Annotated in this window: 16 protein-coding genes; 1 reads left to right on the forward strand and 15 read right to left on the reverse strand. The window is 51.7% G+C overall.

Features of this window, described 5'->3' with window-relative positions:
• Window positions 1–71: 71 nt before the first annotated feature.
• The 9 genes from yihA to JOE21_RS11875 all read right to left on the reverse strand — a co-directional run bounded on the left by yihA (window position 72) and on the right by JOE21_RS11875 (window position 11633).
• Entirely contained in the window at window positions 72–671 is a 600-nt protein-coding gene (gene yihA / locus JOE21_RS11835) for a ribosome biogenesis GTP-binding protein YihA/YsxC (protein WP_309866351.1), read from the reverse strand.
• Window positions 652–2994 carry an endopeptidase La gene (gene lon, locus JOE21_RS11840; RefSeq protein ID WP_309866354.1) on the reverse strand — a complete coding sequence of 781 codons (2343 nt, stop codon included), beginning with the start codon at window positions 2992–2994 and terminating at the stop codon, window positions 652–654. Before lon ends, yihA begins: the two co-directional genes overlap by 20 nt.
• Before the next feature lie 342 nt (window positions 2995–3336).
• Window positions 3337–5025, reverse strand: coding sequence for an ATP-dependent protease LonB (gene lonB, locus JOE21_RS11845; RefSeq protein WP_309866357.1), 1689 nt, complete (start codon window positions 5023–5025; stop codon window positions 3337–3339).
• A 163-nt stretch (window positions 5026–5188) separates the two neighbouring features.
• Entirely contained in the window at window positions 5189–6367 is a 1179-nt protein-coding gene (locus tag JOE21_RS11850) for an alanine racemase (RefSeq protein WP_309866360.1), read from the reverse strand.
• Window positions 6368–6378: 11 nt separating this feature from the next.
• Window positions 6379–7509, reverse strand: coding sequence for a lipid II:glycine glycyltransferase FemX (locus JOE21_RS11855; RefSeq protein WP_309866363.1), 1131 nt, complete (start codon window positions 7507–7509; stop codon window positions 6379–6381).
• 177 nt (window positions 7510–7686) lie between these two features.
• Window positions 7687–8949 (reverse strand): ATP-dependent protease ATP-binding subunit ClpX, encoded by a 1263-nt coding sequence (clpX, locus tag JOE21_RS11860; protein ID WP_309866366.1) that lies wholly within the window; start codon window positions 8947–8949, stop codon window positions 7687–7689.
• A 23-nt stretch (window positions 8950–8972) separates the two neighbouring features.
• Window positions 8973–9551, reverse strand: coding sequence for an ATP-dependent Clp endopeptidase proteolytic subunit ClpP (clpP, locus tag JOE21_RS11865; RefSeq protein ID WP_309866369.1), 579 nt, complete (start codon window positions 9549–9551; stop codon window positions 8973–8975).
• 82 nt (window positions 9552–9633) lie between these two features.
• The gene (gene tig, locus JOE21_RS11870; RefSeq protein ID WP_309866372.1) at window positions 9634–10926 is read right to left on the reverse strand and encodes a trigger factor; all 1293 of its coding nucleotides are present in this window, start codon (window positions 10924–10926) and stop codon (window positions 9634–9636) included.
• 413 nt (window positions 10927–11339) lie between these two features.
• Window positions 11340–11633: an RNA-guided endonuclease InsQ/TnpB family protein gene (locus JOE21_RS11875; protein ID WP_309866894.1), complete on the reverse strand. Its 294-nt coding sequence runs from the start codon at window positions 11631–11633 to the stop codon at window positions 11340–11342.
• A gap of 8 nt (window positions 11634–11641) precedes the next feature.
• On the opposite strand from JOE21_RS11875, the gene JOE21_RS11880 reads away from it, so the two are divergent.
• Window positions 11642–11887: a transposase gene (locus JOE21_RS11880; RefSeq protein ID WP_309866897.1), complete on the forward strand. Its 246-nt coding sequence runs from the start codon at window positions 11642–11644 to the stop codon at window positions 11885–11887.
• A 796-nt stretch (window positions 11888–12683) separates the two neighbouring features.
• On the opposite strand, the gene JOE21_RS11885 is transcribed toward JOE21_RS11880, so the two are convergent.
• The 6 genes from JOE21_RS11885 to JOE21_RS11910 form a co-directional block, all read right to left on the reverse strand.
• The gene (locus tag JOE21_RS11885) at window positions 12684–13199 is read right to left on the reverse strand and encodes a metallophosphoesterase family protein (RefSeq protein ID WP_309866374.1); all 516 of its coding nucleotides are present in this window, start codon (window positions 13197–13199) and stop codon (window positions 12684–12686) included.
• A gap of 67 nt (window positions 13200–13266) precedes the next feature.
• A complete protein-coding gene (locus JOE21_RS11890) occupies window positions 13267–13902 on the reverse strand; it encodes an XTP/dITP diphosphatase (protein ID WP_309866377.1) in 636 nt (211 codons plus the stop codon).
• On the reverse strand, window positions 13865–14644 hold the full coding sequence (gene rph / locus JOE21_RS11895) for a ribonuclease PH (RefSeq protein WP_309866379.1): 780 nt from the start codon (window positions 14642–14644) through the stop codon (window positions 13865–13867). Before rph ends, JOE21_RS11890 begins: the two co-directional genes overlap by 38 nt.
• A 231-nt stretch (window positions 14645–14875) precedes the next feature.
• Entirely contained in the window at window positions 14876–15910 is a 1035-nt protein-coding gene (locus JOE21_RS11900) for a GerMN domain-containing protein (RefSeq protein ID WP_309866381.1), read from the reverse strand.
• A 198-nt stretch (window positions 15911–16108) separates the two neighbouring features.
• Window positions 16109–16942, reverse strand: a complete 834-nt coding sequence (gene racE, locus JOE21_RS11905; RefSeq protein ID WP_309866383.1) for a glutamate racemase — start codon at window positions 16940–16942, stop codon at window positions 16109–16111.
• A 180-nt stretch (window positions 16943–17122) separates the two neighbouring features.
• Window positions 17123–17569 carry a MarR family winged helix-turn-helix transcriptional regulator gene (locus JOE21_RS11910; protein WP_309866385.1) on the reverse strand — a complete coding sequence of 149 codons (447 nt, stop codon included), beginning with the start codon at window positions 17567–17569 and terminating at the stop codon, window positions 17123–17125.
• Window positions 17570–17718 lie beyond the last annotated feature (149 nt).

Genomic DNA, 17718 nt, shown 5'->3' on the forward strand with positions numbered 1-17718 from the left:
TCCCAACCTTTCTTACAGTGAATCCACTGTCGGTATGTACCCTATTCCAAACTCACCGGAACCGTTCCCCATCACTGCGCTCCTCGATCTCGCAGGCGGTCGCCGATGGCACGCCAAACTTCTTCCTTCCCTTGTCCTGTCTGGGCTGAGAATAGAATTAGCGGGTCTTCCGATGCCAGGGACAGCCCTTCCTTCACTTGTTTGCGGTGTTTAGGCCAATGCCCTTTACTGATTTTATCCGCTTTGGTAGCCACCACAATGACCGGCATGTCGTGGTGTTTCAACCATTCGTACATATCCTGGTCATCCCGCGTCGGCGGATGCCGCAAATCGATGAGTTGAATCACCCCGACCAAATTTTGACGCTGGGTCAGGTAATTTTCCACCATACGACCCCAAGCCGCTCTCATCGCTTTGGAAACACGGGCAAACCCATAGCCGGGCATATCAGCGAAATAGAGTTCTTCATTAATGCGATAAAAATTGATTGTTTGCGTTTTCCCCGGCTTGGAACTGGTACGGGCCAGGTTCTTGCGGTTGATCAGACGATTGATCAAGGAAGATTTCCCCACATTGGAACGCCCGGCCAGAGCGATCTCCGGCAGGGCGTCCTCGGGGTATTGTTCCGGTCGAACAGCACTGATCACAATTTCAGCTTGGGTTACTTTCATTAGAATCCCTCACCAACGCTAACTTCAAGACTTCATCCATATGAGTAACTGGAGTGATTTTCAGAGATTCTCTCACGCTGGGGGGAATCTCCTCCAAATCTTTTCGGTTGTCTTCCGGGATCAGGATATGCGTTAAACCGGCTCGATGGGCACTAAGGGATTTCTCTTTCAGTCCGCCGATGGGCAATACACGTCCACGCAAGGTGACTTCCCCTGTCATACCCACATGACGGGAGACCGGAATCTCCGTCAGAGCCGACACCAAAGCCGTGGCCATCGTAATTCCCGCGGAGGGCCCGTCTTTGGGGATCGCTCCTTCCGGCACGTGAATGTGTATATCATGTTTTTCATGAAAATCCGGATCAATATTCAACTGCTCGCTCCGGGAGCGAATATAGCTGAAGGCGGCCTGAGCCGATTCTTTCATCACATCTCCCAGTTTTCCGGTCAGGGTGAGCTTTCCTTTTCCCGGCAGCACGGACACTTCAATTGTGAGGGTGTCTCCGCCGGCGGCCGTCCATGCTAGTCCGGTAGCCGCTCCCACCTGATCCGTCTCCTCTGCCTTACCGTAACGGAATTTCTCCGGTCCCAGGAATTGCGGAAGATTGTTAGCGGTAACCACCACTTTTTTCTTTTCTTTAGAAACCAATTGTTTCGCCGCTTTACGGGCAAGGTTTCCCATGGCCCTTTCCAGGTTGCGAACTCCCGCTTCACGTGTATAATGGCGGATCACTTTTTGAATCGCGTCCGTATGGATCTGCAACTTTTCCTTGGTTAATCCATGTTCCTTTACTTGCTTGGGAATCAGATATTCTCGGGCGATTTTCTCCTTCTCAATCTCCGTGTATCCGGAGATGTGAATCATCTCCATCCGGTCCAGGAGCGGACGCGGAATTTGATGTGCCGCATTGGCCGTTGTGATAAACATCACCTTGCTCAGGTCGTACGGCAGCTCGATGTAGTGATCACTGAAGGACTGATTCTGTTCCGGATCCAGCACCTCCAACAATGCGGAAGCAGGATCCCCTCGGAAATCCATCGCCATTTTATCGATCTCATCCAAGAGAAAGACCGGATTCGATGTCCCGGCAGTCTTAATCCCCTGAATGATCCGTCCTGGCATGGCACCCACATAGGTTCGGCGGTGGCCGCGTATTTCCGCTTCATCTCGCACCCCGCCCAGAGAAACGCGGACAAAGCTGCGTCCCAATGCTCGTGCGATGGAACGCCCCATCGAGGTTTTTCCCACACCGGGAGGTCCTACCAAACAGAGAATGGGGCCCTTCAACCGCTTCACCATTTTTTGTACAGCCAGGTATTCTAACACGCGTTCCTTGGTTTTTTCCAAGCCATAATGATCTTCATCCAGTATTTTTTCCGCCGCAGTCAGGTCCAGATCGTCCTCGGTTTCCTTATCCCAAGGTAATTCCAACAGCCACTCCACATAGGTGCGAATGACGCCGCCTTCAGCGGATGTTGTGGGGATCTTCTCCAATCGCTGCAGCTCTTTTTCCACTTTCTCCTTTACTTCATCGGGAGCGGAAAGTTGCTCCAACTTGCTGCGAAGTTCTTCCACTTCTCCCAGTCGGCCCTCTTTTTCTCCCAGTTCCCGCTGAATGGCTTTCATCTGTTCTCGCAGATAATACTCTTTCTGCGTTTTTTCCATCTGTTTTTTGACCCGCTGTGAAATCTTACGTTCCAGCTCTAACACTTCCCGCTCATCGTTCAAGATGGACAGAAGTGTATCCAACCGTTCACGGATATCCACCGTCTCTAGAATGCGTTGTTTATCCTCGATCTTCAGCGGCAGATGGGAAGCAATGACGTCAGCCAGACGGCCGGGTTCATCAATATCAGAAACCGCCGACAAGGTTTCCGGAGAAACCTTCTTCGACAGGCGCAAGTATTGCTCAAAATGGTCCAGAACCGAGCGCATCAACGCCTCCACATTGATGTCGTCCACTTCTTCTTGCACAACCTCGCTGACGCGCACGCGATAATAAGCATCCGACTCCATGAATTCCAACAATCGAGCCCGGTGCAAGCCCTCGACCAACACCCGGATGGTCCCGTTGGGCAATTTCAGCATTTGCCTTACCCTCGCGATGGTTCCCACTTTGTAAATCTCATCCGGTGCCGGATCCTCCATCTGGACTTCATGCTGCGTCGCAAGGAGAATCAAATCATCATCCACCATCGCCTGCTCCAATGCCTTAACAGAGCGATCGCGGCCGACGTCCAAATGCAACACCATATTGGGGTAGACCAGCAAACCGCGAAGGGGCAGCAACGGCAGTACACGCTCCTCCTCTTTAACAGCCATGTATGCACCTCCGATGCCGTGTCCAGTCTGTAACTGTATTGGTTGAGCTTTGTACGATTTTATCCTATTCACTGTCTTTTGTCCATGACAGCAAATCCACCCGGAAAGGGCGTACCGGCGGCACCAGTCACAACCGGACCGGACCACCGACTATGGCTCCTTTAAGGACCCTTCACACCAAGAAATCAGTCGATTTTCCGTGTTAGGTTCCCATTTACTTACCAGCACAAGCCAGACCTGATCCCTTCAACCCAATTCTTGCTGTGTGTGCGAAGTCACACCACCGGAAAGACGACCTTCCTCCAAGAAAAACACGGACCGTAGAAGGGAAGGGCGCCCATTTCATCCTACCGGAGCACCTGTGGCGGTCAGCACGCTTGCAGTGGCCGGAACAAGCGTTTCTTCCTCAACCTTCTCTTCTTGCCGGCACGATAAGCGCAGCACTTCCTCCACCGTTTGTACGGGAATGACTTGAATCCCTTCCCAGGACTCAAAAATGGCTTGCATATTTTCAGCAGGAATCAGGACTCGATTCGCCCCCGCTTGTTTGGCCGCCTCCACTTTGGCAACGACGCCGCCCACCGGCTTTACCTTGCCATGGATCGATAATTCTCCCGTCATCGCCAGTTTATTGTCGACGGAGACGCCCTTGATGGCGGAATATATGGCGGTGGCCATCGTCACACCAGCCGATGGACCGTCCAGTGGTACTCCACCCGGAAAGTTAACATGCAGGTGATAGGCGTAAGGATTGATGTCCGTACGGCGGAGAACGGTCAACACGTTTTCAACCGAACTGCGGGCCATGCTTTTTCGGCGAAGGGTTCGTTGACGCCCCCCCATTTCCTCTTCATCCACCATCCCTGTCAGCCGGATGCTTCCTTCTCCCCCTTCCGAAACCGGAATGGCCGTCACCTCAATTTCCAGAAGCGTTCCCATGTTGGGACCAAACACAGCCAACCCGTTTACCAATCCAGGCTGCGAACGTTCGGGAACTTTCTTATCCGGACGGGGGGACAACTGACTGTTGTGGACCACCCACTCCACATCGGCCGCTTTGATGCCCTTTCGTTCTTCTGTCAGAGCAATTCCGCCTGCGGTTTGAACGATATTGACGGCTTCCCGACCGTTGCTGGCGTATTTTTGAATCACCTGGACAGCCTCATCTTCGAATGTAAAGTCCATTCGTTTGATCGCTTGCCGCGCAATACGGGAAATTTCCGCCGGCAACAGAGGCCGGAAAAAAATCTCCATGCAGCGGGAGCGAATCGCTGCCGGAATTTCCTCTGGTGTCCGCGTAGTGGCTCCCACCATACGAAAATCGGCAGGCAGTCCATTTTGAAAAATATCATGGATATGACTGGGTGTGTTGGTGTCTTCCGAGCTGTAATACGCGCTTTCGAAGAAAACTTTCCGATCCTCCAGCACCTTTAACAATTTGTTCATTTGAATGGGATGAAGTTCACCGATCTCATCAATAAAAAGCATCCCGCCATGAGCTTTGGAGACAGCACCCGGTTTCGGTTGGGGGATGCCGGCCATTCCCATGGCTCCTGCCCCTTGATAGATGGGATCGTGAACCGAACCAATCAACGGATCCGCAATTCCTCGTTCATCAAACCGAGCTGTTGTCGCATCCAATTCCACAAATTTGGACTGATGATTAAAAGGCGATTGTGGATTTTTTTTCGCCTCCTCCAGAATAACCCGTGCCGCCGCCGTTTTTCCCACTCCTGGCGGCCCATAGATGATCACGTGCTGAGGGTTGGGGCCGCACAAGGCCGCTTTAAGAGCGCGCAACCCTTCGGTTTGACCTACGATCTCATTGAAAGTCGAGGGTCTCGTCTTTTCTGATAATGGCTCTGTCAAGGAGATACTGCGCATTTTCCGCAATTTATCCATCTCCTTGCGTGATTCTCGGTCTACGGCTGAACGATTGGATTGTTGGTTTTTCAACAAATTCCAGAAATAAAGGCCGATTACAACCGAAAAGAATACCTGGAGCATCATGATCAAGACTGTCCAGTTCATCTACGATTCCTCCCCGTCTGCCCTTTGGTCGGAACTCAAGTCCAAGCTGCGTTTAGTATGACCGTCGCGACAGAGGGGTAATCACCAGAAGTGGGAACACCATTATATGGCTGAACCCCAAAAACGCCGCGAACCTTTCGCGGCGTTTTCGTGAAAGCCACCGTTAAGAGGTGGCTCCCAGCGTTTGATCCGATTTCTCCGATGAAGAGGGGAGAAGATCTTCTTCCTCTTCTCCTTCTTCTATATACCGATCAAAGTGGGCAGTGGTCATCCGCAATTGCACTGGAAGCTCCTCTCCCACACCAGGTAATGCGGCGGCTGACGGAAAGAAAAGAACACTTGTCTGCATATGGGGAGGTTCGGCGAACCAAGTCCGTTTCCCTTGAAATGTATAGGGGCTTAAGTTGCGGTTCAGAAGGTTTAACACCCAGAAGGCAGTCAACTTTAACGCATCTTTCATGCTCTGGACACTAGGGGGAGCCTCCAACCCCACCCCGTTGGCGGAACCGCCGGCAACATAGACCAGATGCCCGTCTCTTTTGGCTTTTCGCTGTTTGTATCCAAAACGCTCTCCCCGGAAGACCGGTTGGATATCCAATACGGTGGCTCGTACATCCACAAACGATTTGTCCTTTAACCACAAATCCGTTCCCAGCCGCATCACCCAGTTTACCTGGGGATGCTCTTCCCGCAACCGCAGATACTGGGCGGAGGACAGATGGCTGACAAAAAAGGTGGGCGTATCGGTCGGAATGCGCTCCAGCCAAGCTTTCAGCTGGGCCTCCTTGGAGGCAGCACTCATCCCTTCCTTGGGAAAATGGATGGCGTATCCTTCCACATGGACAGCGACACCGGCCTCTTCTCCGGCTGACTCCAATTGCCGGAGAAAATCGGCTTCCTCGCGTGCAAATCCATACCGTTTCATGGCGGACTGCAATTTGACCGCGATGCGAAGTTCCGGGCGACGTTCCTGACCTGACCAGATGTTAGGCTTAGAATCCGCCAGCCGGGCAAAAGCACTCACCAAATAATCCAGGTGCTGCCGGCTGCCGACCGTGTAAATCCGTTCAGGCCGTAAGTCATCCGGCTCCAGTTCATTTAAGACAGGAGTTAAAATCAACAGATGGTCAAAAGACCCTTCCTCTCCCAAATGCCGTGCTTCTTCCACCGTTCCGACCGCTATGGAGCGTTTACCTGCACGCTGGGCGGCATTGGCCAAAAACTCATTGCCAAACCCATATCCGTTCCCTTTGATTACCGGAATGAAACCCGGGAAACGACTTTCGGTTTCCGCCAGATGACGAAGCCAAACTTTTCGGTTCAAGTACAGGGTGAGACTCATAGGCACACACCTCAACGCTTCTTCATGTACATGTCAAAAGCCCAATGCAACAACGGCTGCAGGGGATAATCCCATTCACCGATCAATTGACAGGCTTCTCCACCAAAGCCCAATTTAAACCGTAACAAACCATAAAGAGGATCCGATTGATCCAGCGTATCGCTGATCCCGCGAAAATCATAGGTGTGAGCGCCCATGGCGTGAGCATCTTGGATCATACGCCATTGAATCGCGTGGTTGGGCATTTTCTCCCGCTTCTCATTGCTGCTGGCACCGTATAGGTACCAAGTATGGCCATTGGTTTGAGTAAAAATAGTGGATGCCAGCAATTGTCCCTCATGACGGGCCATGTAGAGACGGATCCGGTTGGGGTTTTCCTCGGAAAGCGCGCGATACATCGTTTGGAAGTAGGAAAAACTCCGGACCGTAAATCGATCCCGTTCCGCCGTTACCTTCAGAAGTTCATAAAACTCCCTTAAATCTTCTTCCCCTTTTCCGACCGTCACTTCCACTCCTTGTTTTTCCGATTTGCGCACATTCCGGCGCCAGTTGGTATGGAAGTCGGCAAAGATCTCGTCCAACGTACGACCCTTCAGAGGCAAACGGAACACATATTGCGGCTGGATCGCGGAGAAGCCCCCTTCTCCTTCACTTCCTTTCCAACCCATGTCATTTAGTTCCTGCAACACGTACTCGGCGTGACCATCCACTTCATCCGGACCGAGATCACGCAGCCGCTTCCCTTTTAAGTCGTGGTCGCGAATCTCTTTCAAATACTTTCGAATCGTGGGGGTTTTCCATTTTGCCCTTACCACTGGCGGCTCCATTTTGACGGAAAACGTGTTTCGTTCCCGCAAGTACTGAAACAGAGGCTCAAACCAGTCCTTCAAATTTTTATCTTTCCAATTAATCACCGGACCGCGGGGTATGTATGCCAGGTATTTGTTCAAACCCGGCAATTTACGGTATAAAACCAGTCCGCAACCCACCAGTTTGCCTTCCTCGTCAAACCAACCGAGACGATCATTCTCCCATTCTGTCTTCACTTCTGCCCATGAGGGATACTGCATGAAATTGCCCAAGGGCTGCTTCTCAATAAAAGATAAGTAGTCCTCGCGTGAAACCACTTTGACGTGCTTCATGCAAACCACAACTCCAGTTCCTGATTTCTTCGGGATGATTCCATCCCGGCGTCGGTGGACGGATGCAATAAAAAAACCCGTTCTGGGCTATGATCGTTCCCATAGTATTCTAACACAAAACAACGGAGGGGTGTGTCCAAAAGAAAAACCGCGCCCTTAAAAGGCGCGGTGTAAAGATCAGGCGCTTTCTTCTTTTTTATCCACGGTTTGGCCTTCCCGTGTGGTCAATCGGGGGGCCACTTTGTTTTCCACGGTCGCTTTGGTCACCAAACACTGGGTCACATCGTCCCGGGACGGAAGATCGAACATCACATCCAACATGATCGATTCGATAATCGCCCGCAAGCCCCGTGCCCCGGTGTTCCGTTTAATCGCTTCGTCAGCGATCGATTTAAGCGCGTCTTCTTCAAAGGTGAGCTCCACATTATCCATTTCCAGGAGTTTCTGGTACTGTTTAACCAAGGCATTCTTGGGTTCCGTCAGGATTCGCACCAAGGCTTCCTGGTCCAGCGGCTCCAAGGTGGAGATGACGGGCAGACGTCCGACAAACTCCGGAATCAAACCGAAGCGCAGGAGGTCTTCCGGCAGCACCATCTTCAGATATTCACCCTGCTTCAGATCAGCAGTGTTGCTGTCCGCACCGAACCCGATCACTTTTTTACCGATGCGGCGTTTGATGATCGGTTCCAGTCCATCAAAGGCACCACCACAGATAAACAGAATGTTGCCGGTGTCGATTTGGATGAATTCCTGATGAGGATGCTTGCGGCCGCCTTGAGGCGGAACGCTTGCGACAGTTCCCTCCAGGATCTTCAGGAGCGCCTGTTGAACCCCTTCTCCGGATACGTCCCGGGTAATGGATGGATTCTCCGATTTACGCGCCACCTTATCAATCTCATCGATGTAGATAATACCCCGTTCCGCTTTTTCCACATCATAGTCGGCTGCCTGGATCAATTTGAGGAGAATGTTCTCCACATCTTCCCCAACATAACCGGCTTCCGTGAGCGATGTGGCGTCAGCGATGGCGAATGGCACGTTCAGAATCTTGGCCATGGTTTGCGCCAAGAGGGTTTTCCCGCTCCCCGTCGGCCCGATCATGATGATGTTGGATTTTTGCAACTCCACATCATCGGTCTTCTGGGACGAGTTAATCCGTTTGTAATGATTATAAACCGCTACAGCCAGCGATTTTTTGGCCATTTCCTGTCCAATCACATACTGATCGAGGATTTCGTTGATCTCCTGGGGTTTGGGGAGATTGGCCAGATCGATGTCCTCTTCGCCGCCCAGCTCTTCTTCCACGATCTCGTTGCACAGCTCGATGCACTCATCGCAGATGTAGACACCGGGACCTGCCACCAGCTTGCGTACTTGGTCCTGAGATTTTCCGCAGAAGGAGCATTTCAGCTGTCCTTTTTCCTCGTTAAACTTGAACATGCGTATCACCCCTCTCAAAGGTCTTAACGGGTGATCACCTGATCCACCAAACCGTACTCTTTGGCTTCCTGTGCACCCATGAAATAATCGCGATCCGTGTCGCGTATGATTTTTTTCAGAGGCTGACCCGTCCGCTCCACCAAGATGTCGTTGATCCGCTTCCGGGTATGGAGGATCCAGTCAGCATGAATCTGAATGTCAGCGGCTTGGCCGCGCACCCCACCCAAGGGCTGATGAAGCATCACTTCGCTGTTGGGAAGGGCGAAGCGTTTCCCTTTGGTGCCGGCCGCAAGCAGGAAAGCACCCATACTCGCAGCCATCCCCACACATATGGTGGACACATCGGATTTTATGTACTGCATGGTATCGTAAATCGCCATCCCCGCCGTAATCGAACCCCCGGGGGAATTTATGTACAAGTGAATGTCCTTCTCTGAATCATCCGCAGCCAAAAACAAAAGTTGGGCGACAACCACATTGGACACCTCATCGTTGATCGGGCTACCAATAAAGATGATGCGGTCTTTGAGCAGACGGGAATAAAGATCATATGCCCGTTCGCCGCGATTGCTCTGCTCGACGACCATCGGCACCAAATTCATGACTCTCCCCCCCTTTTCGCCCCTGCATTTTTAAAAACAAGGCACGCGTGAAAACGTGCCTCGTTTTTCCGTCCTATTCTCATTATGCCGCATTTTTACTGTTGGATACAAGTAGGTCGATCGTTTTTCGGATCTTCAATTCGTCTTTAATCTGACCCATTCCGCCCTGAGCCGTCAGCAGCCGGCGCACTTCTTCCAGGTCCCGGTTCATCTGTTCGGCCAGTTTTTTCAATTCCTCTTCCACTTCTTCATCACTTACCTGGATGGACTCTTCCTCAGCAATGGCTTCCAACACGAGGTTGGCCCGCACTTTTTTCTCCGCATCTTCCTTAAACTGTTCCCGAATGGCGGAGAGTTCCTGACCCGTAAACTGGGAGTATTGCTCCAGGTTGATTCCCTGCATGGACAGCTGCTGTTCAAAGTGGCGTAACATATGGTCGATCTCATGCTCCACCATGACGGACGGCAGTTCAATCTCGGCATTGTTGGCCGCTTGCTCCACCAGAGTATTCCGTTTGTGATTTTCTTCTTCCTGCTTCTTTTGCTCATTCAGTTTATTCTCAATATCGGCTTTCAATTCTTCCAAGGTGTCAAACTCACTAACATCCTGGGCGAATTCATCATCCAGTTCGGGAAGTTGCATCCGTTTGATCTCATGCAATTTCACCTTGAATACGGCCTCTTTGCCTGCCAGTTCCTCGGCGTGGTACTCCTCGGGGAATGTCACTTTTACTTCTTTTTCTTCCCCTTGCTTTAATCCCACGAGCTGTTCTTCGAAACCGGGAATAAATTGGCCGGATCCCACTTCCAGGTTGTACTGCTCGGCTTTCCCGCCTTCAAAGGGCTCGCCGTCGACAAATCCTTCAAAGTCGATAATCACCCGGTCTTTTTCTTCCACTTGCCCGTCTTCCACCACGACGAGCTCTCCTTGCCTCTCCTGCATCCGTTTCAGTTCGGCATCCACATCTTCCGGTTTTACGGAGAAATCTTCTTCCGGAATTTCCAGCCCTTTGTATTCACCCAGTTCCACTTCAGGCTTGACGGTTACCGTCGCCTTAAAGATGAAAGGGTTCCCTTTTTCCAGTTGGTCGATATCGATCTCCGGCTGATCTACGGGATCAATCTTCGTCTCTTCGACAGCGGATTGGTAAGCTTTCGGCAGCAAGATGTCCAATGCATCCTGGTACAGAGCTTCCACTCCGAAGCGCTTTTCAAAAATCGGACGGGGCACACGGCCCTTGCGGAACCCAGGGATGTTCACCTTCTTGACCACTTTACGGAAGGCTTGATCCAGCGCTTCCTCCAGTTGTGCCTCATCTACTTCAACCGTCAGAACACCACGGTTTTTCTCTGTTTTCTCCCAGCTTGCCTTCATCGATCAGTTCCCTCCTGACAACATACATTCGACTACAGGATGATCAAGGCCGATACTCCTTCTATCCCGTGCAATTACAACCTCCTCATTATACCATATGAAGGGGCCTTTGCAAGGGAACGGCCAGATACAACAAACGGTGTGACTTGCTCCACACGGCTAAAGCCGTGGGCTTCTCGGATCATGGGGTGCGGCAACCCGCTACCCTCTCCCGAAGGCTCCGCCCGAGCCTAAAAACGTTCGATTTCAAGCTAGTGCCCCTTCAGGTAACTTCGATCTGTTTTTCATGGCCTTTACGCGGACAAGTCGGTCGGCTTGGTTTTCCGTCTTCGCTCCATGCGTGGCAGAGTCGACTCCGCCGGAAAACCAAGCCTCCCTCCACGTAAACACGATCGATATTGGTAGAAGGGGCACTAGTTAACCTTATTTTCCGGTACGAAGCCGATGGCTCGATGAAGAATGTTTCGCGCCCCGTTGAGATCCCGATCCACTCTGTAGCCACAGCGACAAGAGTGAACGCGGTCATTGAGGTCTTTCTTCACGATCCGACCACATTGCGAACAATCCTGGGACGTGTTGTGAGGATCAACCAACTTCACTTCCTTACCAGCCCATTCTGCCTTGTAAGTGGTAAAGTCGATCAACTGTCGCCAAGCGGCATCCGCAATCTTTTTGACCAGGGGACGGTTTTTCACCATCCCTTTGATGTTAAGAAATCGAGCCTCCCCCCAAGAAACCCAGTGGCAAACGGGTAGGGGTGGACCTGGGAGTGAAACACTTTGCGGTCACTTCAGACAACGAGTTCTTCCCGGCGATGCGCTTTTTGGAAAAGGGGTTAAGAAAGATCAAGCGATTACAACGAATGGTATCCCGTCGAAAGAAAGGTTCGAACCGTCGGCGCAAAGCAGTGAGGCTGTTGGCGAACGCTTATGAGAGGGTGGCAATCAACGAAAAGACCTAGCTCATAAAATCAGCCGATCCCTCGTGGATTCACCCCCTCTTATGAATATTTCACCATAGGGGATCATGTGTTTGGATTCAGACAAAAACTGTCAAACTTAAAAGAGGGAAGAGAAAGGAAGCCCTCCCTCATCCGACGCTCGCTTTCATCCCAACCCTAAAGGGCTGGGTTTTCTTGTTCGCTATCTATAAGAAAAAGCCCCCAAACGTCATGGGGACATAAACATGAAAGGTGCAACTCCATCCATTACAAAACCAGCTGGTGTCCCAGGAGGGATTCGAACCCCCGACCGACGGCTTAGCATACCACTATGGCTTTCGCCACCAACAAACGTTGTTTGTGGTCTGGACTATATCTTCACCATTTCAGGTGCGGCACGTATAGTCTCTACGGAACCTCACGATAATCATGTGCAACATTCGCATGTTGCGCCTAATTATTCTTCGGAGTTTCTACCCTCAAGCAGATCAAATCAACTTGAGCCTTTAAAACTCCTCAATCTCCTTTTGTTTTATATGGTGCATCATGCCACCTCGAAAGGAGATCGTAAGTTTCCTCGGTATTACCATCAGCACGATCTGTTAAGGCTTCACCGATATAGTGCCGTCCACTCCATAGGTTTCTGTTTCCCTATAGAGGCTCCTTATTGAAGGCCGTTGCTCTATCCAGCTGAGCTACTGGGACCCAAACACGGAGTTACACGTACCTACCATTATAACATGAAAGTCGGCTCCGTCAAGATATCCACGCGGTTTTCACAGATGGAGCTCTTCGATCAGCATATTCGCCGGCACGGTCAAGGTGCCGGCTTCCAATCAAAGATTCCTCCCCGCTCCGGTACGGCAGCGCCGTCTGGGGTAAAATAACTCACCCGAACCCGGCTTTCCGACTCCGTCTCCAAAACCGCAAAGGTGGGATGCGCAAAGCCGCGCGGCTGGGTGATGCTGCCTGGATTGATCAAAAGGACATCCCCCAATTGTTCGCAGAGCGGATAATGGGAATGGCCAAAACAAGCGATTCTCGCCCCCAACTCTTCAGCCCGGTAACGAACCGGAAGCAGGGAGGTCTTCACTTGATGAAGATGTCCATGCACCACCAAAAAGCGCCATTTTCCACCGTCCCAGTACTCCTCTTCCGGAACCGGTTCCCAATCGCAGTTGCCGCGAACCACCGTCAGGGAAGTCCGCGGCAACCGATCTCGGTCGGTGCAAAAATCCCCGCAGTGAATGACGTGATCGGCGCCTTCCCGCTCCACGATCCGATGAAGAAGTTTTTCTTCCCCATGGGAGTCACTGACGATCAGGATGCGCAACAACCTCACTCCCCTTTTTCCCTGACCAGCACAAGTCTCGCCTCGGTCACTTTGTTCCCGGGTCTCGCTATGAAAACTGATATCGATCTTTTAGGGATATGATTAGTTTCTCCACCGCCCGTGCCCGGTGGCTGATGCGGTTTTTTTCTGACCGTGCCAATTGGGCCATAGTCTGATTTCGGTCAGGCAACCAAAACAAGGGGTCGTAACCAAAACCATGTTCCCCTTTGGATTCCTCTGCGATATAACCAGGACATTCCCCACGCACGATTCGGGTGGGCTCCCCTGGAACGGCCAACGCCAACGCGCAGACAAACGCAGCCCCCCTCTCCTGAGGGGGGATTCCCTCCAATTCGGAAAGAAGCTTTGCATTATTCTCCGCATCTGTGGCATGCTCACCGGCATACCGGGCGGAACGCACCCCGGGAGCCCCTTGCAACGCCTTTACAGCCAGACCGGAATCATCCGCCGCTACTGGGCGCTGGAGATGATGGGCAATGGTTTCCGCTTTTTTGACCGCATTTCCCTCAAACGTATCCCGGTCTTCCACGATGGCGGGCAATCCGGAAAAAGCAGATAACCCCACCACCCGGATTCCCAGTGATGAATACACCATCGCGTTTAGTTCTTCCACCTTGTGGCGATTTCCTGTGGCAATAACCAGTTCACTCCACTGCCAGGTTTCCTTTTTCGTTTCGGCCATGTCCCTCTCCTCCGATCCAACCGGCGGCTTCTCCCAACAAATCCCGTTGTTGTTGGACCAATTGCTCCGTTCCTTCTTTGGCCAATGCCAGCAGTCGGGTCAATTCATCGGAAGAAAAGGGGGATTCTTCACCCGTTCCCTGCACTTCTACATACTGACCGCTTCCGGTCATCACCACATTCATATCCACCTGCGCCTTTGAATCCTCTTCATAGCACAGATCTAAACAAGGAACGTCATCCACGATGCCCACACTGGTAGCAGCCAAAAAATCGTTGACGGGGAGACGAGACAGGGACTTCCCCTTCACCAGACCCCACAACGCTTGAACGACAGCCACATAAGCACCGGTAATGGCAGCGGTCCGTGTCCCCCCATCCGCCTGGATCACATCGCAATCCAGCCACACCGTCCGCTCTCCCAGTTTATCAAGGGAAATAACGGAGCGTAAACTGCGCCCGATCAACCGTTGGATCTCCATCGTGCGCCCACCCACTTTTCCTTTGCTGGATTCCCGAATCGTCCGGGTCTGGGTCGCACGGGGAAGCATGGCGTATTCAGCGGTCACCCACCCTTTTCCCGATCCGCGCAAAAACGGGGGTACCCGATCTTCCACCGATGCGGTGCAGATCACTTTGGTTTCACCGACACATATATAGACGGACCCTTCCGCATGCTTGATAAAATCCGGAATCATCTCCACTTTCCTGAGTTCATTTGCTTTTCGTCCGTCCACTCTCAATGGCGACCCCTCCATGCCAATGGTTTCCTCATTATAACACAGCCCCAGGGGCAAACGAAGCACTTACCGGCACAAGCCTCGCCTCGGTCTCTTCTTTCCCGGGTCTTAACTAAACAGTGTTCCAAAAAAGAAAAAAGAGGCGTTCTCACCTCTTCATCATGCTTCCTCACGGGAAAACCATACACTTGCCAGTATCTTGATCGAAATCGCTCCCGGATCCTCCCTATGCACTTACAGGCCGTTTGGGTTGATTCGTTTGGGGCGAACCACCGGTTTGTCAAATCCTTCACCAATCGCATCCGCCTCTCCATCCACGGTGATCTTCACTTGTTTGGCATCTGTGTTTTCAGTCAAAGAGAGAACGATGGTGTTGAGAGCATCCTTGGAAGCTTCCTGCTCGTCACTGTATTGCAGTAATTCCTTGCCGAAATCTGCTACAGCCGTGTCACCCTCGATCTTTACACTGTTCACTCGGGTCGATTCGGACAGGGCTGTCACCAATTCCGAACCGTGTTGCGGCCCTTTCACCAGTTCCTTCAACGCTGCTTCTGCCATGTTCTTTTCCCGGTTGATCATGCGGGTTACCGGCACATAATACACTTTGTTATCTTCTGTCTGTCCGAGAAAATATAAGGTGACAGGCATACTGGAGCTGGCGTTTACACCCTGAGAGAGTTCCAGGTTGATACCACTGTTCCGATTCAAGCCTTGTGTGGGATTTTTCCCTTTCGGCATGGCTTCCAAGGGCCGACCATCCACCCGGATGTCCACCCGTTCAACGGAATCAAAACTGGTCAGGCTCCATGTAACCGCACTGAGAATCTTTTCTTCCAGGGAAGCGTCATAGGACAAAAATTCCTTTGAGAAGTCGATGGTGGCCGTTCCTTTCCGAATATCCAGCCCCTTGATCTGAGTCCCCTCCGGCAAAATTCCCTTGAATCCCTTCGGCAGCATATCTGCTCCCGGGCCGTCCTCCACCATATACTTTAAGGCTTCCTTGGCGATCCCTTCCACCTTGGGAATATTGAGCGCATATGGAACCACGTATCCCGTATCGGTGAGAAAATAAAGCTCCAGTCCCTCCTCTTCCTTTGCCGCCGATTCTTCTTCCTTAGTCTCCGATTCTTCCTTTTTTTCATCATCGCCGGATGCTTGGGGCGGTGGATCGATCGGAGCCGATTCTTTTTCCGGCCCAAACAGGCAGCCCGTCAGGACCAACGGTACCAACATCAGGACCATGGCCACCCGCAACAAGGATTTCCGCATGTTCTTCCCTCCTGGGACAAAGTCTAGTACATGTATACGAGCCCTCCGGAAAAATATCACTTGTTTTGCAGGCGGGTTGAAATAATAAAAGAAACCGCGTAAGGCAAAGATTCCTTTGACAACCGAAAAGCCCCGCAAAGGCGGGGCTGTATCGTAAGGGGTTAAATCTGGCGATAAGCGGAATCAGTCTAAGCAAGTTCAGCGGATGACTGAAGTCGGCAGCGATTCTGTTTGTTCCTGCTCCACCCGGACCGGCCGATCCAGCCAGTCTTCGGCGATCGTCCGGAACGAATCCGGATCCCCGCTGGTAAAAAAGAGGGATTCCCGCTGATTTTCTTCTACCAACAATCCTTTATGATACAAGATCGTGCTTAGTTCTCTCGCCGTTTCCTCAGCAGAACTGATCAGAACGACTTCCTCCCCCATTTCACGAGTGATCAGAGGAGCGATCAACGGATAATGCGTACATCCGAGGATTAATGTATCCAGTCCCTGCCCTTTTAAAGGAGCCAACGCTTGGCGTACGACATCCCGGGCCAGTTTGGTGTCACCGCTTCCGCTCTCCACCAACGGAACCAAGGTGGGGCAAGCGTGGCTGACCACCTTTAAAGTCGGGTCGATCCGCTTCAATGCCCTCTCATAGGCACCGCTTTGCACGGTCCCTTGGGTCCCGATGACACCGATTCGCCCGCCGGTGGACACCTTGATCGCGGCACGGGCACCGGGTGTGACTACCCCCAACACAGGGATTGCAAACTGTTCGCGAATATCCTGCAGAGCAACAGCCGTAGCGGTATTACAAGCGATAACCAGCGCTTTTAAAGGGTAACGGGATAAAAAATGAACGATTTCCGTTGTAAACATTCGCACTTCGCGGGCTGATCGTGGTCCGTATGGACACCGCATCGTGTCTCCGAAATAAACGACTGCCTCTTTCGGCAACTGTCGGAACACTTCCTTGACGACGGTTAGTCCTCCGACACCGGAGTCCAAGATGCCGATGGCCCCTTGCGTTCGACCCTGTTGATCCATCGTTGTCAACTATCCCCCAGTCTCATCCATTCTTTCGATTCGATATATTATATGGAAAATTCAGTGAGCCCGCTTCAGCAGAAGACCAAGGCTTTTCCTACAACTATGACGATCATTGTAGCAAAGTTCTGCAAAGAGCGAAACCGGGGAACGGAAAAACTCCCCGCAAAAAACAGGGAGTCATTTCTTCATCTCCTGATGAAGCAGAGACAGATGTTTAGCCATTTCCTTAACCTCTTCTTCCGAAAAATGGGAGAGAACTTCCGACAGATATGCCTGACGGGCTTTCATCACATCCCGGATAATCGAGGCGCCCCGATCCAAAAGGTGGATACGAACCACGCGACGATCACGATCATCGCGAACCCGTTCTACTAATTCATTTTTCTCCATCCGATCAATCAGGTCCGTCATCGTACTGCAAGCCAAAAACATTTTTTGACTCAGTTCTCCGATGGTCATGTCCCCATCCTCGTTCAGCCACAAAAGCGCAGTGAATTGAGGCGGGGTAATGGGGAACTCATTCAGGATATCGCGACCCTTCCGTTTCACGATCACGCTGATCTCCCGGACCAGGCGTTCAATTTCCGCTACCGTTTCAACGGACAGTTTTGCGTTAGTTTCCATCACATAAACTCCTTCATATTCTTCTCCCGGGGTCAATTGCATTGTTTCCCACCGTGTTGTTATTCAACCGTATATTCCGCCCATAGAAAGTTCAGAATCGTGAATCATCCTTGGATTTCCTGCTATCATCGTACCGAAACGTGAAACGG

This window comes from Desmospora profundinema (assembly GCF_031454155.1).
In the GTDB taxonomy this organism is placed as follows: Bacteria; Bacillota; Bacilli; order Thermoactinomycetales; family DSM-45169; genus Desmospora; species Desmospora profundinema.